Origin of the sequence: Ohtaekwangia kribbensis, assembly GCF_042676245.1 — a bacterium.
In the GTDB taxonomy this organism is placed as follows: Bacteria; Bacteroidota; Bacteroidia; order Cytophagales; family Cyclobacteriaceae; genus Ohtaekwangia; species Ohtaekwangia kribbensis.
The window spans coordinates 60,898-82,208 of the sequence record NZ_JBHTKA010000002.1 but is presented as its reverse complement, the minus strand read 5'-3'; the positions used below and the strand labels follow the sequence as shown (position 1 = coordinate 82,208).

Annotated in this window: 17 protein-coding genes; 4 read left to right on the top strand and 13 right to left on the bottom strand. The window is 45.6% G+C overall.

Annotation, left to right across the window (positions count from 1 at the left end; all coding sequences use genetic code 11):
* Window positions 1-119 precede the first annotated feature (119 nt).
* Entirely contained in the window at window positions 120-2,624 is a 2,505-nt protein-coding gene (locus ACFQ21_RS09870) for a phosphocholine-specific phospholipase C (protein WP_377578449.1), read from the top strand.
* Between the two features lie 399 nt (window positions 2,625-3,023).
* Here the strand turns inward: ACFQ21_RS09870 and ACFQ21_RS09865 are convergent, their stop codons facing one another.
* From ACFQ21_RS09865 to ACFQ21_RS09850, 4 genes are all read right to left on the bottom strand, one after another.
* Window positions 3,024-3,944, bottom strand: a complete 921-nt coding sequence (locus tag ACFQ21_RS09865; RefSeq protein WP_377578447.1) for a DUF6268 family outer membrane beta-barrel protein — start codon at window positions 3,942-3,944, stop codon at window positions 3,024-3,026.
* Window positions 3,945-4,050: 106 nt separating this feature from the next.
* A complete protein-coding gene (locus ACFQ21_RS09860; RefSeq protein ID WP_377578445.1) occupies window positions 4,051-4,785 on the bottom strand; it encodes an SDR family NAD(P)-dependent oxidoreductase in 735 nt (244 codons plus the stop codon).
* A gap of 6 nt (window positions 4,786-4,791) precedes the next feature.
* The gene (locus tag ACFQ21_RS09855) at window positions 4,792-6,996 is read right to left on the bottom strand and encodes a hypothetical protein (RefSeq protein WP_377578443.1); all 2,205 of its coding nucleotides are present in this window, start codon (window positions 6,994-6,996) and stop codon (window positions 4,792-4,794) included.
* Complete coding sequence (locus tag ACFQ21_RS09850; RefSeq protein ID WP_377578441.1) at window positions 6,944-8,095, bottom strand: hypothetical protein; 1,152 nt, start codon at window positions 8,093-8,095, stop codon at window positions 6,944-6,946. Before ACFQ21_RS09850 ends, ACFQ21_RS09855 begins: the two co-directional genes overlap by 53 nt.
* A gap of 459 nt (window positions 8,096-8,554) precedes the next feature.
* Between ACFQ21_RS09850 and ACFQ21_RS09845 the strand changes: the two genes are divergently transcribed.
* The 3 genes from ACFQ21_RS09845 (at window position 8,555) to ACFQ21_RS09835 (ending at window position 12,794) form a co-directional block, all read left to right on the top strand.
* Entirely contained in the window at window positions 8,555-9,268 is a 714-nt protein-coding gene (locus tag ACFQ21_RS09845; RefSeq protein WP_377578439.1) for an OmpA family protein, read from the top strand.
* A 129-nt stretch (window positions 9,269-9,397) separates the two neighbouring features.
* Window positions 9,398-11,116: a metallopeptidase TldD-related protein gene (locus tag ACFQ21_RS09840; protein WP_377578437.1), complete on the top strand. Its 1,719-nt coding sequence runs from the start codon at window positions 9,398-9,400 to the stop codon at window positions 11,114-11,116.
* A 10-nt stretch (window positions 11,117-11,126) separates the two neighbouring features.
* Window positions 11,127-12,794 (top strand): metallopeptidase TldD-related protein, encoded by a 1,668-nt coding sequence (locus ACFQ21_RS09835; RefSeq protein ID WP_377578435.1) that lies wholly within the window; start codon window positions 11,127-11,129, stop codon window positions 12,792-12,794.
* 58 nt (window positions 12,795-12,852) lie between these two features.
* Here the strand turns inward: ACFQ21_RS09835 and ACFQ21_RS09830 are convergent, their stop codons facing one another.
* From ACFQ21_RS09830 to purT, 9 genes are all read right to left on the bottom strand, one after another.
* Complete coding sequence (locus tag ACFQ21_RS09830; RefSeq protein ID WP_377578433.1) at window positions 12,853-13,203, bottom strand: response regulator; 351 nt, start codon at window positions 13,201-13,203, stop codon at window positions 12,853-12,855.
* Window positions 13,204-13,292: 89 nt separating this feature from the next.
* On the bottom strand, window positions 13,293-13,685 hold the full coding sequence (locus ACFQ21_RS09825) for a DUF983 domain-containing protein (protein ID WP_377578431.1): 393 nt from the start codon (window positions 13,683-13,685) through the stop codon (window positions 13,293-13,295).
* Window positions 13,686-13,752: 67 nt separating this feature from the next.
* Window positions 13,753-14,649: a helix-turn-helix transcriptional regulator gene (locus tag ACFQ21_RS09820; protein ID WP_377578429.1), complete on the bottom strand. Its 897-nt coding sequence runs from the start codon at window positions 14,647-14,649 to the stop codon at window positions 13,753-13,755.
* A 93-nt stretch (window positions 14,650-14,742) separates the two neighbouring features.
* Window positions 14,743-15,252 carry an ankyrin repeat domain-containing protein gene (locus ACFQ21_RS09815; RefSeq protein ID WP_377578427.1) on the bottom strand — a complete coding sequence of 170 codons (510 nt, stop codon included), beginning with the start codon at window positions 15,250-15,252 and terminating at the stop codon, window positions 14,743-14,745.
* A gap of 5 nt (window positions 15,253-15,257) precedes the next feature.
* Complete coding sequence (gene hemH, locus ACFQ21_RS09810) at window positions 15,258-16,343, bottom strand: ferrochelatase (protein WP_377578425.1); 1,086 nt, start codon at window positions 16,341-16,343, stop codon at window positions 15,258-15,260.
* Between the two features lie 37 nt (window positions 16,344-16,380).
* A complete protein-coding gene (locus ACFQ21_RS09805) occupies window positions 16,381-17,400 on the bottom strand; it encodes a glutamyl-tRNA reductase (protein ID WP_377578423.1) in 1,020 nt (339 codons plus the stop codon).
* A gap of 59 nt (window positions 17,401-17,459) precedes the next feature.
* Window positions 17,460-18,980, bottom strand: a complete 1,521-nt coding sequence (locus ACFQ21_RS09800; protein ID WP_377578421.1) for a catalase — start codon at window positions 18,978-18,980, stop codon at window positions 17,460-17,462.
* A 684-nt stretch (window positions 18,981-19,664) separates the two neighbouring features.
* Window positions 19,665-20,018 (bottom strand): TerB family tellurite resistance protein, encoded by a 354-nt coding sequence (locus tag ACFQ21_RS09795; protein ID WP_377578419.1) that lies wholly within the window; start codon window positions 20,016-20,018, stop codon window positions 19,665-19,667.
* Window positions 20,019-20,076: 58 nt separating this feature from the next.
* The gene (gene purT, locus ACFQ21_RS09790; RefSeq protein WP_377578417.1) at window positions 20,077-21,282 is read right to left on the bottom strand and encodes a formate-dependent phosphoribosylglycinamide formyltransferase; all 1,206 of its coding nucleotides are present in this window, start codon (window positions 21,280-21,282) and stop codon (window positions 20,077-20,079) included.
* Window positions 21,283-21,311: the final 29 nt, after the last annotated feature.

The window sequence follows — 21,311 nt, the reverse complement described above, 5'->3', positions numbered from 1 at the left end:
CTTAATCTTCCCGAAACTTATTCTTAATCATCAATCCTTCCATTCCTGATGTTTTTCGATTTTCTTGTTGCCGTGAATTTTTCAATTTTATAATCTTACAATCTTCCAATTTTCTATCCATGGACTCACGCAGGGAATTTCTTAAGAAGGCAGCCATGCTTTCGGGTATGGCCGGTTTGTCGGGTGTACTTCCTCCTTCTATTCAGCGGGCGCTTGCTATCAACCCGGAGGTAGGCAGTACATTTCTTGATGCCGAGCACGTAGTTATTCTTATGCAAGAGAATCGATCGTTCGATCATTGTTATGGATCACTGCAAGGTGTGCGTGGGTTTAATGATCCGAGAGCTATAAAGTTACCCAACAAGAATTCGGTTTGGTTGCAACGCAATGCTGCCGGCGAAACCTATATACCTTTCCGACTGAATATAAAAGACACGAAAGCAACGTGGATGGGTTCGCTTCCGCATAGCTGGACTGACCAGGTTGATGCGCGCAATGAAGGTAAATATGATGGATGGCTTGAAGCAAAAAAATCAGGACATCCGGATTATGCCAAGATGCCCTTGACGTTGGGATACTATAATCGCGAAGATCTCCCTTTCTATTATTCATTGGCGGATGCGTTTACGGTGTGCGATCAGAATTTCTGTTCGTCACTCACGGGTACTACACCGAACAGACTATATCTGTGGACAGGTACGATACGCGATCAACAAAACGGAACTGCTCAAGCGCGTGTACGCAACTCTGAAACGGATTATGATTTACTCGCCTCATGGACTACATTTCCCGAACGCCTGGAAGACAATAACATTTCATGGAAGATATACCAGAACGAGATCAGTGTTGGTGTTGGTTTCGAGGGTGAAGAAGATGCATGGCTTGCTAATTTTACCGACAACCCGATTGAATGGTTTACCCAGTACCATGTAAAGTTCCTGCCAGCCTATATCAAGTTTTTGCCCAAGAAGATCAGTAAACTCCAGGCCGAGATAAAATCGCTGGAGCAAAAGATACAGTCGCTGCCTGCTAATGATGCAGAAGCAGAAAAAGCGAAGAAACAACTCGCACAACGGCAGGGCTGGTTAAAAACTACGATTGAAGAGCAGAAGGTTTGGACACCTGAGAACTATGCAAAGCTTTCGCAGCGTGAGAAGAACCTGCACGAGAAAGCGTTCACGACCAATATAAATGATCCGGACTATCATTCCTTAACATCACTCACCTACCAGGATGGCGATGTTAAACGTGAAGTAAATATACCCAAGGGTGATGTACTACACCAATTCAGAGAAGATGTGCGCACAGGTAAATTACCAACCGTGTCATGGCTGGTAGCGCCTGAGAATTTTTCGGATCACCCGGGCGCTCCGTGGTATGGTGCGTGGTATGTATCAGAAGCTATGGATATACTTACCAGCAACCCGGAGGTATGGAAGAAGACGATATTTATACTTTGTTACGATGAGAATGACGGATACTTCGATCACGTACCTCCGTTTGTTCCGCCAAGTCCTAATAAAGAAGGTGCAGGTTTAGTGTCCAATGGAATTGATACCGGAGTGGAGTATGTTACGTTGCAACAGGAGCAAAAGCGCTATTCCACCGATCATGCGAGAGAGAGTTCGATTGGTTTAGGATACCGTGTTCCGTTAGTGATTGCGTCTCCATGGTCGCGAGGCGGTGTGGTAAATTCACAGGTGTTTGATCATACTTCTATACTTCAATTCCTGGAGAAGTTTCTCAGTCACAAAACAGGAAAGAAGATTGAAGAGACAAACATCAGCAACTGGCGCAGAACCGTGTGTGGTGATCTTACTTCCATTTTTAAACCTTACCAGGGAGAGGAAATAAAGCTGCCTGTATTTTTAGAGAAAGATGAATTCATTGAAGGCGTCCACAAAGCACGATTCAAAAAAGATCCTTCGGGATATAAAGCCTTGAGCAGTGAAGAGATTGCCACCATCAACAAAGATATATATAGCTCAACGCTGATGCCGCGACAGGAGAAAGGTACACGTGAGTCAAACGCACTGCCCTATCAGCTTTATGCCGATGGTACGTTGAGTGCTGACAGACAATCTTTCGTTGTCCAATTCGCAGCGCGCAATGAAGTGTTTGGCAAGAAAGCGGCCGGTTCGCCCTTCATGGTATATACCTTTAATCAAACTCCTCCCCGCGCCTATGCGGTTAAAGCAGGCGACACCCTGAAAGACACATGGTCATTGGAAGAATTTGATCAGCAACATTATCATCTCGCGATACACGGACCCAACGGATTTCTCCGCGAGTTCACCGGCAACAGTAAAGACCCACAACTCATTATCACCTGCGACTACGAAGTAGTCAAAAAATCGCTCACCGGAAATATAGTCTTGAAGATCAAAAATCAAAGCACAACTCCGATCACCCTCACCGTACACGACCACGCATACGGTGCAAAAGATATAGCAAAGACTGTAGCAGCGAAAAGTGAATCAACAGTAACGGTAAATCTTTCCAAAAGCCATAACTGGTACGACTTCAGTGTCCATACAAAAGGCCACGAACAATTCGTAACCCGTTACGCAGGCCGCGTAGAAACCGGAAAATCAGCCCTCACCGATCCCGCCATCGGAAAATAAAATTTTATAAATCCCTATAATGTTTGAATCTTAAAATCCTTTGATCTTCTAATCTCAAAATCCATAAAAGAAAAAAGCCTTTGCTCGCAAAGCTCGCAAAGGCAAAAAACCATCCCCCTAAAACACCCTCCTCTACAAGGGTGACCCTCTATCCGATGGTTTGTTATTTTTGCTTGACACCAGCGCTGTTATGCGTGGAAGATGCTGGTGTTCGAAGCTGTCCCAAAAACTATTTTCTCAATTGTTTGACTATATTACGGATAGTGAGCCTAAAAAATTATACAGGCTCGTGATGTTATAGATGTAACGGGATAATGTATAGACGAACGGCTTATTTCACGCGGTCGTGCTGCGGGCTGAAAATGTCAGTAAAGAGGAAAATCGTGGATTGGAAATTTCCTACAGCCGTGGTGGCTTCACGTATAATTCAAGTGTGAACACAGCTCCGGAAGTCTTCACGGCCACGATATCTTCCGGAAGATAGCAGGATATATTTCTGCGATAGCCACCAAAGGCTTCTACTCCTACCAGTTTATTGATCTGTTTATTGTATGCGAGACCGAGGTCAAGCTCAGTTCTGCGAAAAGGACTTGAGTCTTTGTCATCATACTTGATATAGTAGCTTCGGCTCATGGCCTCGGCCTTGGCATATACTATATCAGTAGGTGATAGATTGGTACGCAACACAATCTTCTGCGGCAGGCACATTTCAATACCGCAGGTCTTTGAGAAATTATAGTTGAACGCCATTACCGGCATGAGTGTAAATTTGTGGAACAGCGTATTCATCATCAGTCCAAAGCCAACTTCCTTGCGTGCCGATTTCTTTTGGAGGAACAACGATGTGAGTGTAAAATTTACCGGAACATCCTTCATCGCTACATCGTTCAGATTACCGCATTGATTGGCGTTGAAGTTTACAAGCAACCACGACACACTGTCGAGCATGATGAGCGATTTGAGATCGAGTCCTATTGAACGCAGGTTCCAATTGGACAACTCGTGGATCGGATTTTCTCCGGAGCTTTTGAGTTCAAGTTGCTCCGTTCTGTATTGCGGGCCGGCAATTACACTATATTGTGTCTTGAGCATGATGGGGATCCAGCATTTGAATGCGGCATCCTCCTGTGTATACGTTTTGCGTTTTGACTTGCTCGTGCGAAAAGAGCGGTCAGGTGCCTGGGTATGTTTAATAGTAATCCATTTGGACGGAGCCATTCCCGGGAGCCCGGGTTTCAGGTCTTGCGCGTGAACAATTACACTGTTCACCATAAAGAGTAACGCTATAGCTAAACGGAAAGCAACAGGTAATGGTATCATATAACTTTTTACAGTTATAAAGTAACGCATTGCCCTGCTAACGATTTCCGCGTTTTCAGAAGATCACATAAGCGTGTAATAATTTACCTTTTTCAGAAAAATCGTGCTACGGCAGCCTGGCCACGAGCTGTTCCGGAAGTAACCGCAGAATGTGATAAATAATCTTCCACTTGAAGCCCGGCACTATAATAAACGAGTTACCCGGCTGCACAACGGAGCGTGCAATAAATTCAGGTTCTAACATCAACGACTCAGGCAGATCAAGTCCTGCTGTCATTTTGCTTCGTATATACCCGGCAACAATCACGTTAACGGCAACACCTCTTCCAAACAAATACTGGCGCATGCCAGCCAGGTATTGTGTAAACGCAGCCTTGGTGCTTCCGTAAATGAAATTACTCTTGCGACCGCGCACGCCCGAGAGTGACGACAACCCGACAATGCGTTCGAGGTTTGTATTGCTGCTGTCCTTCGCAACGATGTTGAGGATCGACACGGCACCGCAATAATGTACCTTCATCATACGAAAGCTACTTTCCCAATCGTGTAATGCTTCTTCATTATTTTTCAGAAAACCTGCAGCGTATACAACAATGTGCGGCTTTACGGATAGACGTTCATAAAACGTTTCGTGGCTGTCAAATGCCACGGCATCGAAGAAAAGAACTTCAATACGATCTGCCGGTATAGCGTGGTGCTTTACAAATGTCTCAAGTTCCTGCACACTGCGTGAAGCTGCTATAACACGAAAGCCGGTGGCTATATATTGAAGAATGGCAGCCTTGGCTACATCGGAGTTGGCACCTAGAATGAGTACGGTCTTTTGAGTAGATACAGTCATAATTACTTATATATTTCCCGAGGCGATATCTTGTATAGTGAGACAATTTATGCGGGTATAGAATTTGGTGTCTTGCAATTCTTCGTATTGTGTCGCGTATTTCTTCCGGTCGCGCGATTCACTCAACTCAACGATCATATAAAGAATCTTTGCCCGCGTCTCTTTATCGTTCTCCAACGCGAGCGCCTTCTTATAATAGTCAAGTGCTTTTATATAGGCTATCTTGTATACGCTTTCATCTGGTGTAGCGCTGCCGCGTCCATAGCTGATCATGAGCCACGATTTACTTGTAAAATTATACCAGGCGTTTGCCAGTTGCATATAGTGGTGATTTTTACTTGGAGATTCACCGGCAACAGCCTGTTCCAGTTGATACATCTTCTCTACAATTTCGCGTTTATTATAAGTCTCCATCGTCTGGCTTGTTAACAAAAGATGGTTGCCGGAGAATGGATCGTGATCAAGATACGCAGTTGTGTTGGAATGACTAAACCAGAATGAGTCGGGTATATTTTGCAACGCAAGCCTGGCGTTCGGCACATCGCCTTTGCGCAGGTGCTTGGCCGAGAGCAGATCGAGAAAACTATATTTGTTGGTATACGGCTTCAACAGCACTTCTTCAAGTTTATTCTTAGCCGGCTTATCATATATAGCCAGCAGCGTGTTAAGATCTTTCACGGAAGCGTAACGATCGAGATAGCTGATTATGCTATACTCGAACGAATGGGTGTTGCAGCTGTAGCAGAATTTATTGATTGCATAATTATCAAATAAACCTGCGAGGTGCACCATGTTGTTGTTGGCAAACATATAGCGCAGGTATGAGCTAAGGGAGTATAGAACTTTCTGTGACTCGAATACATGCTCACGGGTATCCAGCAGTTGCTGGTATAGCTTCCCGATTTTTTCCTGCACAGTGGCATTGCGTATATTCTCCTTCTGTGCTGTCAGTACGATTTTAAAAACAGTTGTCTGAAACTGTTCCTGCTCATTTGCCGGTTGAATCTTATCAATGTATGCAGTTGCCTTACCCGCATCACCTTTCAACAGGTACAGGTTGGCCAGTACATAATTGAAATATACCGGGTTAGACTGTTGCAGTGTTCTCATCTTCTCGAGGGTCGCTATAAATCGCGTGAGATATTCATAATCATGCTGCCAGTTCTTCAGCAACGGGCTTTCGTCCCAGTAGCCATCAACCGTAACGATTTGGACATTCGCGTACCGGGTACTGCCCAGCCAGTCTTCGAGTTTATTGACCTCGCGGCTGATGAGCAACGGCAAGTGTTTATGCTGGGGCGATCGCTTATATACCTGCTGTATACCTTCCAGCGAGCGTCCCGGGTTGATGACTTCGCGCAGCAAATACAAATCAGCTTCTTCTGCCTGATCCTGTGAGAGCGTTAATACTTTGTCAAAGTTCCGTTTGGAAAAGTATTGTTTTGCAGGAAACATTTTATTGGACGAATGCGAGAACACTAGTGCGTGCATGTAATTGGCAGAATCGGTTCTAACGCCTTCAAGTCGCATGGATTTATAATGCATGGCCCACCAATCGAGCACGCCACGCTGCGAAGTGTGCTTGAAGTAAGTATTATATACCTGGTTGAACAGCGTAGAGTCTGTCGAATAGAACCCCAGCTTTATTAACTGGAAGGCATACTTCTTTTTAAAGAAAGGATCCTTCTCCTTTTCAAGCAACTCTTTTACCTGTAGAACCAGGTTGTTGAATTCTACATCCGTCTCTGCCTGTTCGATTTTATCTTTGTCATTCCATATACTATAGACATTGCTAACGGCTTCGCTTCGTCTGGCTATATTGAAATATTGTTTAAACGCGGGCCGCTTCTGTATCTCTTTATAGAATGCATTTTGCTGAAGAGCTGAATCGCTGAGGCTTCCAAAGAAGCAATCAAACGCTGCACTCGTATCGTCTGATATCTGCATCACTTTCATCCACTCGGCTGTAAGTGCGTTTTCATCATCGGCTGAAGATGTCTGACCATCCAGGTAATTCAGCTTGGCATTATAGAAGAATGTCCACCAGGATTTGTTTCCGGTGATATCAGGGTTGAACAGCATATAGCGCAACTCCTCTTTATCCGGGAAGAATAAACATGCTGATACATTGGTGCCTGTCGGCAGCAGGAGTATCAGACTAAAAACTATCAAATATAGCCTGGATCGCTTCCGAATGTTTCTGAAGATCATGTTCATTTAAATGATAAAGACTTACAATCGCTTCTTTGTTGTTTTTGTGTCTGGACAGCCACTCGGCCACTTCCTGTACGTCTTCCAGGTCGGGCTCTTCATACCGTATTTCGTCTCCTGCGCGTATATACAGGCCGTTGTCTGTGTCGCCATATACAAAGTCTTCCTGTACAACGGCAACGTGGCTCCTGGTATCGCGGGGGCCTATGTGACGTTGATAATCTTCGCGGAGTATTGAAGTGGAAAGTATACTTTTCAGTTGTCCTCGCTGGTATAGCAAAGCCCAGTCAAAAACAGGTAACGCATAATCCAACGGCACAGGATACTCTTTCGCATCGAGATACGACATCACCTCGTCCTTATCAAATATAGAGTTTACAGTTTTAGTACTTCGGATGTTGCCTGCATTATAACACATCAGCATGCCGCGCTTTACCGGTGGTACACCGGCTTCGGCCGGATATTTATACTGGTATAGCCGGATGGTGGAAGAGATCAGTTTTTCTCCAAACAACTTCTTCGTTTCATCCAGAAAGGCAAAGTATTGTGCTTTTGTAGTCTTTGTCCAATCACAGTCAAATTGTATTTCGTGTATGCGCTGCAGGTTTGCTGCATAGGTGGAGTCGCGCTTCGCCTGTTCATCGAAATTCTTCGACTTTATATTATAGGGGTTTTGCTCCCACCATGTATAGTCATATCCCGCGAGATTCTCAAGCAAGCCATTGAGCTTGTTCATAATCTTTTTATGTACGTTGCGCGCGAGTGCCCTGGATTTCTCGTCATTTAAATTCGTAAACGTTTCGTTGGTAATGAAAACAACCGGTACAATTTCCGTTGAGGTATCGGGCGAATTATAGGCATAGTAAAAATTAATGGGAGAAACCGGTATGGGCGATTTGCTCTCTTCGCTCCAATCAACATCAAAGAAGCGCAGGTAAAGTCTGCTAACGTTTAATGCTTTATAGGTAGAGTCGCTCCAGGGAAATCTTGAGACATCAGTGCGCCAATAGTAGAAAGCATTTCGGTGAGAAGTATGCGATGGCTTGTCCGTACAGCACACCACAAAAAATAAAAGTGCAGCAAAGCAGAGTCGGTACATTCGGGGAAAAGAAATTGAAGGGTGAAAATAGGGAAAAGCGCCTCAGCAAAACAACCTATAGAAAAGAATTACTTTCGATGTCCTGATCCTAAGGCTACATGCTATACATACTCACAACGATAGAACGCCAGGCTCTCAAGCAGGTATATATCTGATGCTATATTTTTTTGCAGAATCACAATAGACTAAAAATAAAACCCCGGAGTTCATCCGGGGTTAGCGCACGATGGATAGAGAGGGTCTGCTTGGGTTGACGGGATACGTGCGCCAGATTAACCTAAACCTGAGATTTACTAAACCAACTTCATGACAGTAGTCCAAAGGTACATGCACACCTATAGGGAAAGCAATGCGCATGAAACGACAAAGCTGCGGGCAGATAACGAATTATTACACCGTTGTTTAACGGTATGTATACGAACCGAAGTACGTACACGTTAGTATAGCAACCCTGTCCTGATGACCTTACCCCCTCTATACCACCGCGCACGGGTGCTACTGTTTGTGCCTGTAATCGCCATAGCGTGTTCCAAGCCGCTCTTTGTGTCTCATCTTTCTCCGGAAGGTATTGCCCTCACCAAAAAGAAAGGCTATGGTCTGCCAACGCATAATTACTTCTCGCGGTTTATATGCTTTGATGACAAATGCCGGAAGAAGGCAGCCTATGTAAAGAAGCAACGGAGCCACCGGTTCAAAGGGTATAAAGATGGTGGCAAGCCTCCCCGAAGTAAACCGCAAGCTATACCAATGACTGATTCCGTTTATGTGGTTCGCCACGAAACAACACCTCAGGAATCTGTCAGCGCTCCGATTATTGTACAGGCAGACAGCATCATTGTACTCAACGAAGTTCTTTTTGAGACCGATCGCTATCAACTCAAGCCGGCAATCTTCCCAAAACTTGATTCGGTTGTGTTGTTCATGTATAGCAAGCCGCCACTGGAGATTGTTATTTCCGGGCATACAGATAACACTGGAACGGAAACGCATAACCTGCAGCTGTCCGAGAACCGGGCCCGGGCGGTGGCCGAGTATCTGCGTGGTAAAGGAATTGACTCGCATCGTATACAGCATACCGGCTATGGCAGTACGATGCCCGTGATGAACAATGATACTGCTGCCGGACGATTGAAGAACAGACGAGTGGAAATGCTGATCCGGAGCAAACGCTAGTCATTCGGGTTTCTGCACAGATCGATAAAAAGTCACATGGAATTTTGTCTTCTTATGTTTTTACGTATTTTTCCAACGGTTAAAAGTCTCTCCCTCAGTATAATTCTAACCGTAAACTTTTTGAGACCTGTGGATCGATTTATAGGCTTATCCGCCAGACGGATTTTCGCAAGCCTGTTGTTGTTACTTCTCGCACTTCCGTTAAGAGCACAGCAGGATTCGCTGATGAGTATCCTGGAAACAGAACTCACTCGCAGTATGCAAGAGCTGAAGAAAGCAGCAACTCCGGCATACTATATAGACTATCGTGTCCATGATGCACACTATGCCAGTCTGCGCGCTACATTCGGAAGCCTCATTCATTCTGTTACCAATCGTAACCGTATACTCATGACGCGTGTAAAGGTTGGCGATTACAAACTTGACAATACGCATCCGCCCGAACCGGGTGAGATGAATTATAGTGCCGGCTATGGCGGCTTCGGGCGCACCATGCTTCCCTATGAAAACAACCCCATCGCTATCCGTTATAGTATATGGACAGCCACGCAGACGGAATACAAGCAGGCGTTGGAGGCTTACAAAGCGGTGAAGACGGCTTCGGAGCAGCCAGGCAATAAAGCTTCCACTGTACCAGACTTTTCGCAAGAACAGCCTGCATCCTTTACGGAACCTCCTGCCAAACCGCTTGCCGCGATCTTCAACGAATCGCTCTGGCAACAGAAGGTAAAGAAGTACTCGGCACCTTTCCTTCAGAATAAAGATCTGATTGATGGCGATGTAAGTCTCAATATAGTTACCGAGCGCAAGTATTTTATCTCGAGCGAAGGAACACACATAACACAAAACAATACGGCAGCATACCTGAACATAACAGCGAGCATACGTGCTACCGATGGTGATATCGTTCCGCTTCACCTCTCCTACTATGCCGCAGTACCCGATGCCTTGCCTGCCGATGAAAAAATTCTGGCGGATGTAGAGCGTATGATCTCAACTTTAAAGAAACTGCAGAACGCTCCGCTGGCGGAACCGTATAGCGGTCCGGCAATTTTACTGGCGCAGACTGCCGGTGTATTCTTCCATGAAATCTTTGGACATCGCATTGAAGGACATCGCCTGCGGAATGAATTTGACGGACAGACTTTCAAAGCCAAGGTTGGTGAAAGTGTATTGCCCAAAACACTGAATGTATACTTTGATCCTACAGTTAACACGGTGGACGGTAAACCGGTGAATGGCGGATTCCTTTATGATGATGAAGGTATAAAAAGCCAGCGCGTTACCGTTGTAGAGAAAGGTATATTAAAGAACTTCCTGATGTCGCGTACTCCGCTGGAGAACTTCGCTCATTCCAATGGACACGGACGAGCTTCTGTTGGCGCTTCCCCGGTATCCCGTCAATCCAACCTGATTGTGGAAGCTGTGAAGCCGGTGTCCATGAGTGATCTGCGCAAAATGCTTATCAAGGAGTGTAACCGCCAGGGAAAATCATACGGCTACCTGTTTAAAGATGTGGTGGGCGGGTTCACCATTACGGACCGGTATAATCCGAATGCGTTCAATATCTTCCCGACTGAAGTATACCGCATCTATACCGATGGGCGTCCGGATGAACTGGTGCGCGGAGTTGACCTGATCGGTACACCACTCGCCATGTTTGCAGAGATACAAGCCGCTGCGAATGATCGCGATATATTTATAGGTTTCTGCGGAGCGGAGTCCGGCAGTGTACCGGTAAGTGCAGCATCGCCATCACTTTTTGTCAGACGAATTGAAACGCAGAAGAAGCCGAAAGAGCATGTAGACTCTACGTTGCTGGAGCGCCCGGGTTCTTCCAATCCTTAATCTTTACATCATGCTACAGAAGACATTATTATATAGCTATATACTTGTACTGGGGATCACCATTTCCGTACGTGCTCAAAGCAATGAGCCGGTGATCCTGCGGGCCATGCAGGATGAACTGAAGCGAAGCATGACGGAACTGAAATACGAAGGCCATGAAGCTCCGTTCTTTATCAGTTATGGTATAGCAGATGTTACCAATTATGGCGCATATGCCATACTCGGTGCATTGGTACAGTCGGGTGAGTATAAGAATCGCGATAAGTCTGTGCGTATACTCGTGGGTAATTATGAGTTTAACGATGAGAGTCTGAATAACAATTCGTACAATGAGAAGAACTCTGCCGAAGTTGCTCTGCCTACTGACGATGACTACAATGGTATAAGACGCGCGCTCTGGGCTACTACCGATGCTGTATATAAAGGCGCAGCAGAACAGTATAAAAAACATCAGGCAACGCTAAAGGAAAAAGATAAAAAGATAGCCGATGTACCACACCGTGAACTAGCGAAAGTTCCGGTAGTGAAGAAGATCGAAGCGATCAAGTCCTATTCACTCGATAAAGCTAAATGGGACAATTACTGCCGGCAGCTATCAGCAGTCTTTACGGCTTACCCGGATCTCAAATCATCCAAGGTATCGATCAACATTTCGCAAGGCACACAGTACTTTGTGAACAGCGAAGGCACTACCGTTGTGATTCCGTTTACCCGGGCCACGCTGCACTGCCGTATCGAAGCTAAAAACAAGAATGGTGATTCAGCATTCGATAATATAGGTTACCAGGTAAACGCACCCGATGATCTTCCGCCTATCGAAAAAGTACAGGCCGAAGCAAAGTCTATAGCCGAACGCTTATTGAAAAGCGGAGATGAAATTACACTGGAGGATGACTACACTGGTCCGGTGTTATTTATAGGTGCCGCCACTGCGCAGATATTCTCCAATATATTCCTGACTTCCCGCGATGGATTGATGGCCACAGACAACATTCCGAATATAAATGAAAATCGCCCGGATGCAGGTAATACGATGGATAACCGCATCGGCAAAATCGTTCTGGACAATAGTATCAGTATATATGCGCGTGCTCCGCTTCATAAATTCAATGGCGAAGCCTTGCTTGGTTCTTATAACATTGATGAAGAAGGTGTAGTGCCGGCCGATCAGCTTGTGCTGGTAGAGAAAGGTACATTAAAGAATCTGATGAACGATCGCTTTATATCACGTCCCGGACAAACCGCTACCGGCCATGCCAACGGTCCGGGGGTACTGGAGGTTGTGAGCGATAAAGGTATATCACAACAAGCACTCAAGCAGGCATTGATTGAGACAGCACGCAAGGAAGGACTTGACTTCGCAATCATTGTGAGAGAAAGCTCAGAGTCCGTTCAGGGTGTTTCACAATTCTATAAAGTGGATCTTACTACCGGGAAAGAAGAGTTGATGCGCAGAGTACGACTGAGCTCGGTTGCGTTAAAAAACCTGAAACGTATTGCTGGCATCAGTAAACAACAACGCGTATATACCAGTGACGTAGGAAGCAACGGACTTGTCTCATTCATTGTACCGGATGCTCTGCTGTTGAACGATATGGAGTTATCGCCTGTACATATACCGGCACGCGAACCGGATGTTACCTATATCGAGAGTCCGCTTAAGAGCATACAGAACTAACATGCAGGCAACACACCTGTTTCCACACGTGTGTTGCCGCATCTATACCAGTATATATCTAGGATAATTGTAATTGTTGTTTGAACTTCTCCAGCGTAAGCGGTTTTTCAATGATGGCCAGGAAGCCATCTCGCTTCAGACCTTCATATTCCTGTCCGTCCACATAGTTGGTCAGTAAATATGGTTTGAACGCTTTTCCTTTTATAGCGAGCAGCTCGCGAAGCATATCTTTACCCAGCTTACCATCTTCCAGATAGTAATCGATCAGAACAACATCAAAGTGATTTTCTTTTGCCCACTGGAGTGCTTGTCCGTACGAAGCAATGCCGGTCGTATCAAACTCCAGGCTCAGCAGTTTCTGGGCTATAAATACATCAAGTTGTTCATCATCAATGAGTAAAATCTTCATAGGTATCTGTGCTCCTTTTCCATCCGTTTTTAACCAGATGTTAAAAGTAATACACAGGATTGACAATCGAAGAGTTTACCTTCCTGATTTCAGATTTTTTCGGCCAAGTGTCTGTCTGCATCCGGGCGATACGACACAAAGAGATTGATCCATGCGGAACGCGACATGCGGAAATTGATGGGCAGTATCAGCACCGCACCCAGTATCATAAAAATTACATACGTCCAGGTATCCGGATCGTACGTATAACGCAGCACCAGGTATACCAGAACGAAAACGGCTACCTGGAAGGCATAGCTGAAATACATGGCACCGAAGTAATACGATGGCTCTTGTATAAAATCGAAACCACACACCGGGCAATTCTTGTGCATGGCTGAAAATTTAGGACTCCATACACTATGCGAAAACATATCGCCTTCGTGGCAACGCGGGCATTTCTGATGCAGCACGCTATACAGTTTTGTTCCCTTCCCTACCATAGTTCAAGTTGTTATTCACTGTAAAAAACGCTTTCAGAAACGGAAAAGTTAGCGTACAAAACAGCGTTTATATAGCACGATTTATCTGCTCGCGAAATTGTTCGGGTGTAACACCCGTTTGCTTTTTAAAGAACCGGATAAAGTACGATGGCTCGCTGAAATTGAGTTTATCAGACACCTGGCTGATGGTGAGATCCGAATAGGCAAAGAACCGTTTTGCTTCGAGGACAATCCGTTCCTGGATGAGATCGCTCAACGTTTTTCCCAACATCTGCTTGCATAAATTGTTCAGGTACGATGCTGACAAATTCATCAGCGAAGCATATACATGCGGTTGTTTGTGTTCACTGTAATGCTGATCGATGAGCTCGCCCAGCATGCGAAGTTTATAGGTGCTAGTAGAGGATGCAACACTCTTGTTTCGCTGCGGATAATGATTTGTCAGCTTGAGTAAAATGATATCGAGGTAACTGCGAAAGAGTTGCAGGTTTAGCGACTCGGTTGATGTATAGTCACGCAACATCTCACGGATAATTACATCGATCATCGGCTCTGCATTTGTTTTGAGCTGAAGATGCGCATCGGTGTTAAGCGATTGAAAGAACGGAAAACCCAGCAAATGTTTTTCACTCTTGTCAAGCTGATAAAACTCGGATGTAAAGAAGAGTATAAAACCATCTGCATCGGCACTGAGCTTCCACGAATGCACCTGGCCAGGAGTCATCAGGAAGAAACTGTTGGGAGCAACCGGGTAGGTAACAAAGTCTATCGTATGTTCACCACTCCCCTGCGTAATATATAGCACCAGGTAGAAATCATGACGATGCGGTTTGCTGATGAATGGATGTTGCTTGAGGTGACCTTTGAGTGTCTCAATGTAAAAAGCATTTTCCTTTGCTTTCTCACTAAATGTATCCAGACAATATACCGGTGTCTCTGTTTTTTCCCGTGAGCGTTTTGTCATGAATGCAGGAATGATTGATGAAGTTCGCTTGATACAGACTAAAATGTCGGCACGAATATAGCCAATGCATCGGTATCCTCCTGCAAATCTTTACTATTGCAGCAACGCTATAACCGCTTCGTTCTGTTGAAGTTGAGCATGTTGCAGTGCAGTCTTACCGGTATTGTCCGTTAAAGCTTTGTTCGCTCCGGCTTTCAACAGGAGTTTTACAATTTCAGTGTGACCAAAGGTCGCAGCAAAAATAAGCGCAGAAGCACCGTTGTAATTTACCTGGTTAACATCCGTGTGATTTTGAATGAGTAATGCGGCCATGTCCGTATACCCGCGAAAACATATACCCATCAGCGCAGTGTTACCCATTAGGTCTTGTTTGTTCGGGTTGGCCTTTGCTTCTAATAGTATTCGGGCTGCATCTGCCTGGTGATTATAGACAGCGATGATCAATGGCGTTGAACCACGCTGGTCGGTTGTATCAACGGATGTACGCTGATTTATATAGTGCTGCAGTAACTTCACATCATTATTACGGGCTGCCGAAAATATATCCTGGCTTTTTCCCAATGTTGACGCAAGAAGTATAAGAATTGTGATGCGGAATATCATATATATTAATTCAGGGAAATATCCAGTTTTGTTAAAGGGACGATTTTAGATCCGGCAGCAGATGTCGGTATAGCTGCATCAATCGCCAGTTCGCGCAGCAGTTGTATCCATACGGGGTTTGTATTGAGCGATGGGACAAGATCAAGCGTTCCTCCGTATTGCTGATGAAACATATCTTTATACTCTTCACCAATCTCAATAGTTGTCTCAAGGCAATCTGCTACAAAGGCCGGAGAAAATACCAGTATCTTTTTCTTGCCTTGCATTCCGAATGCGTCAATAACATCGTGTGTATAAGGGCCTGTCCACTCCTCGCGCCCCAACCGTGACTGGAAGCTGGTGACGGCGCGTGCAACCGGAAGTCGCAACGCGCGGGCTATCCGTTGTGTGGTGCGGACACATTGAGCGCGGTAGCAATATTCATTGTCGGCCGTGATACGCTCGCAGTACTCACACAAGGTATTGAGACAAACATGATCGCGTGTACCCGCTCCCAACTGACTCTTGGGAATACCGTGATAGCTGAATATAAAGGCATCGTACGTTGCTATATTTGTATGGCTCTTCGCGATGGATGTAAAAGCTTTAGAAAACAGCGGAGCGTCATAGAACTTATCAACAAATGTAATCTTCGGTATTACCGCCCAGCGACTGACAATACGCATTACTTCCTGCACAACAGAGCCACTCGTAGCCGAAGCATATTGCGGGAACAACGGAATTACTTTTATAGAGGAAAATCCTTTGCTTTGGATTTCAGTCAATATACTTTCAATAGAAGGCTGCTGATAGCGCATGGCCAGGTATACCTCGTATTCATCGCCCAGTGCCAACTGCAATTTAGCAGCCACCTCGTGCCCTGTGCGAATCAACGGGAATGAATTTCCACTCCATATAGCACGATACGCTTTCGCGGATTTACGGGACCTGAATGGAGCGATGACCAGGTTAACCAGCATCCATCGGAAGAGATAGGATTTATTGATCACTCTTCCATCCATCAAAAACTGCCGAAGGTATCTTCTCACATCACCAACCTTTGGCGATAATGGCGAGCCCAGGTTCACCAGCAGTATAGCCTTTTTATTCATAGTCTTCATTGTAAAGTATATATTGAGATCAACTCCGCTAAACAGTTTGCAGGACTGATCGTGTCTTATGTCGTGATGCTAGCCATTGTACGAAGACCGCCTTCTCTTCTTCTATAATTTGTCGGGCCGGTGCCACGGCTTGTGCCTGCAACGTGTCGTGCAGGTCGCGCTCTTTGCCGAGATCATCCAGTGAGAAAAACGTATAGTCTTCCGGTTGTTGCAGATCAATACTTTTATAGGTGGTGAGATCAATGAGCACAGGTGCCTGTTCCGGCTGCAATTGGTCACCGGTAATTATACCTTTCAGAGATGCACACGACACAACAACATCAAACGCATACAGGTTCTCCTGAAAGCGATCGAACGGAATGGTATTGCAATGAAAGCGTGTAGCCAGTGCGTGGGCACGTTCGGCTGTGCGGTTTGTTATCGTTACGGGATAACCTTTGGCTGTAGCATACTTCATAAAGTCAGCAGCAATCTCGCCCGCACCGATCAACAGGATTGAAACATACTCAGCCGGACGTTGAATTACCTTCCGGATCTTCCTGACGGCAATGAAACTGATGGATGTAGAACCCGTATGCAGCGATGTCTCATTGTGAATACGCTTGTAACTTCTGAACACAGTCTGGAATAAACGCTCCAGTAATGTGGTGATTTTTCCGGCCTCCATACTTTCACGGTATGCGGTCTTGACCTGCGCAATGATCTGTTTATCGCCCATCACCATCGAGTGTAGTCCATTGGCAACTTCCATGCTATAGCGTGCACTGTCATGCGGTGTTGTAATAACTTCGAATAAATGCCAGGGTATATTGGTGCCTTTACGTACTTGCATCCCGTGGATAAATTCCTTCGGTGAAAACTCAGCGCTTGTCTCCAGGTAAAATTCAGTGCGGTTGCAAGTGGAGAGTACAACGCCTCCTTTCAATCCGGGTATAGTATGCAAATCAGTATACCATTGCTTCCGTTCTTCTTCGTTGAATTGAAAGGCAGCGCGTACGTCCAGTACGGCATGTTTATAGGATAGTGACAGTATAGTGATCGTGTTCATGGTATAGTAAAGGGCTGCCTGCCGGTATAGATTACAGGCAGCCGTTTATCAAAGTGTGTTTATCTGAAAAGTTTCTCTACTTCTTCGCGTGTAAGCTTAAGAGATGCCGCCAGGCGCTTGCCATAGTCCGCATCGGCCATGTAGAAATAGCCGACCATCTTTCTTACTACATCTTTATTTTGTACTTGTGCGAGATCGCCCGTGAGGTTCTTGATCAGGTTGGTCTTGTCTTTTTCAGAAAGACTTCTGTAAAACTCTCCTGCCTGTTTAAAGTCATTCGGCTTGCTGATCTTCTGCTGTACACTGGCCGTATTGGTAAATGTACTTTGTGAATATTTATACTGGCTGTCGTCCGGTAAATTGCTGCTCGTAACCGAAGGCTGATAATTTACATCCGAGTTCTTCTGACGGTTGCTATAGGCTCCATCCTGGTTGTTGGAGGTTACAGCTACTTTCGGAGCATTTACCGGTATCTGTTGAAAGTTCCCTCCTATACGGTGACGTTGCGTATCGAAATATGAAAAGAGACGACCTTGTAAAAGTTTATCTTCCGAAGGTTCTATACCCGGCACCAATGTCCCCGGAGCAAAAGCAGATTGCTCTACTTCGTCAAAGAAATTACCGGGCACGCGATTCAATGTCATCTTACCCACAAGTGTTAATTTAGCGACCTGCTCGGGCCATACTTTGGTAGGATCAAGCGGGTTGAAATCCAGCTTTTCAAATTCAGAAGCTTTCAACTGCTGAACATACAATTCCCACGAAGGATAATTTCCTTTTTTAATGTTTTCGTATAGGTCTACCGTTGCGTGCTGGAAATCCTGCGCCTGCACCTTGGCAGCTTCTTCCGCTGTAAGCGTGCGTACACCTTGCATACTCTTCCAGGTATATTTCACGTAGGTCACTTCGCCTTTCGCATTTACCCACTTGAATGCATGTACACCGGAGCCGTCCATCTCGCGATAGTTGGCTGGTATACCGAGATCAGAGTATACACGCGTCAGCATGTGGGTTCCTTCCGGTACATGCGAAAAGAAATCAAACACCCGGTTCGGATCCTGTTTATTATAGATGGGTGATGGCTTAAACGCATGCACCATATCCGGGAACTTCATGGCATCGCGAATAAAAAATACAGGCAGGTTATTGCCCACTAAGTCATAATTACCTTCATCGGTATAGAACTTGGTAGCGAAGCCTCTGGGGTCGCGAAGTGTTTCCGGAGAACCATTACCATGTACTACCGTTGAGAAGCGTACAAATACCGGAGTCTTCTTTCCTTTCTCATTCAGAAAAGCAGCACGTGTTACGGTTGAAAAATTGTCGGCCGCAACGAACTCGCCATACGCACCGGCACCGCGGGCATGTACAACGCGTTCAGGAATACGTTCACGATCAAATGCAGCAAGCTTTTCAATGAGATGAATATCTTCCAGCAGAACCTGACCATTTTGTCCAACAGTCTTGGAGTTTTGATTGTCACCAACCGGAGCACCGGTATTGGTTGTTAAATGTTGCTGGGCATTGACGCCTAGCGCCAGCAGTAAACCTCCTGTTACAAGGAGAATTCTTTTGTTCATAAAATGACCGATTAAGGATTGTTTTTAAAATTATACCGCCTCAAAAGTGGACAATCTGCTGCCTATAGATCAAAGCGATTTTATTTATCGCACGATAGGCAATCTCTATGAAGAGGGGAAAACGTACCGCAAATGGTGAAATAACTGCGAGAAGGGAAAAGCTGCTGGCTTCAGGCTGCAAGTTTGATAGTGGTGAGTGCTCGTGACTACTGTTAATTATATAGCTGCGAGCTGGGAGTTGCGAGCTGCGAGAAAAAAATGCCTGCGCTAATTAGCTGAAGTATAGCCTGTAGATAAACAACTAGCTAGAAGCTAACAGCTTTTAATTACTTTGCAGCGATATGAGGTTTTCTTTTAGTTGCGTTCCTGGCTTAGGAAATACCGTTTACTTGGTGTTTGCTACTAAGAACATGTTCTAAAAATTAAGCTACCAGGCCAGTGGCCAGCTACCAGTTGATTATCTTTTGGCTATGATTTTGGCAAGGAGAAATGTTTCTAACGTTGAAGCTATATCTTAATTTTGCAGCTATATATTTAGTGACGTTCACAAGCAAGGCTTGCAGCCGGACGCCAATAGTCTGTGGCCTTTCCTCTCGCAGCTCAAAGCTCGCAGCTATATATTTAGCAGCGGCCACCGCGTCTGAACGCCAATCAAGCTTGCAGCCAGAAACCTGTAGCCAGTAGCTATTTCAGCGCTTCGCTATGCGTTTGAATGATGTGCGTGATTTCGGCATGTGTAAAGCCAAGCTTCTCGCCTACCATGGTGATGAGTTCTATTTCGGCTGGAGCAAAGTCTCCGTCAACGAGGGCGAGTTCGATCATGTCTTCGAGTTGCTTTTCGCGCTCGAGGTTATTTTGAGGAATGAGAAAGCGATACTCATGGCCACGTTCCAGCATGAGGTTGAAACGGTCTAAAGGTATACCAAGTGTATAGGCTATCTTAAAGAGTGCAACGCGTTCAACTTCTTCAATTTTGCCATCGGCTGTAATCAGCGAAACGAGGTTTCTGAAGTGTTCAAGTTTGATATTGTCAATCATGACAGGAGAGTAATGGTAAAGGTAACTAAAGATAAGAGAATTAATCCTCATTCTACAACTACTGCAGGCTATAGCGGATACTATTTGCCGCGCGATTCGCTTTCGCGCGAGCCTCTTCGATGGAGTTGGCCCGGGCCAGGCATACACCCATGCGTCTCTCGCCTTTCACTTCAGGTTTACCAAAAAGACGAAGCTGTGTATCGGGTTCAGCCAATGCACTTTCAAATCCGGAAAATGAAATGGAGGACGAATCGCCCCGTACTAAAATCACAGAAGACGCTGATGGTCCGAGTTGGCGGATCACCGGAATCGGTAAACCTACTATAGCGCGGACATGCAACGCGAACTCCGACAGATCCTGAGAAATCATCGTGACCATACCCGTGTCATGTGGCCGCGGAGAAACTTCACTGAAGTAAACTATATCTCCTTTTACAAAGAATTCCATACCAAATATACCGTAGCCGCCCAACGCGTTCACAACGCTGTGGGCTATACGCTGGGCCTCGGCTAAAGCCTTTTCGTTCATGGGATGTGGCTGCCACGACTCCTGGTAGTCGCCATGTTCCTGCCGGTGTCCGATCGGATCACAAAAAGACACGCCTTCGCGATGACGAATGGTAAGCAACGTGATCTCATAATCGAAATCAATAAATCCTTCTATGATCACTTGTCCACTTCCACTGCGACTTCCCTCCTGTGCATAACGCCATGCATTCTCCACATCGGCTTCTGTCTTCACAACACTCTGTCCTTTTCCGGAAGAACTCATGATGGGTTTCACCACACACGGGTAGCCAATGGTTTGGATAGCCTGCTGAAACTCGGTATAGGTACCCGCAAATTTATAGGGCGATGTTCTTACGTTCAGTTTCTCGGCAGCGAGTGTACGGATACCTTCGCGATTCATGGTAAGGCGTGCAGCAGTAGCTGTAGGAATCACCGTGAATCCTTCAGCCTCCAGTTCCACAAGTGTAGCCGTAGCAATCGCTTCTACTTCGGGAACAATATAGTGTGGCTTTTCTTTTTCAATAACACTGCGCAAAGCCGTGCCATCCAGCATCGGTATAGTATACGAACGATGTGCTACCTGCATGGCCGGGGCGTTGTCGTAACGATCGACTGCAATCACTTCCACACCATAGCGTTGAAACTCGATAACTACTTCTTTACCAAGCTCTCCCGAGCCAAGAAGCATAACTTTTACAGCAGACGATGTAAACGGTGTGCCGATGGTAACAGGCTTGGCAACTGGTGTGCTCATGGACTTTGTTCAGGATTATATTAAAAGTC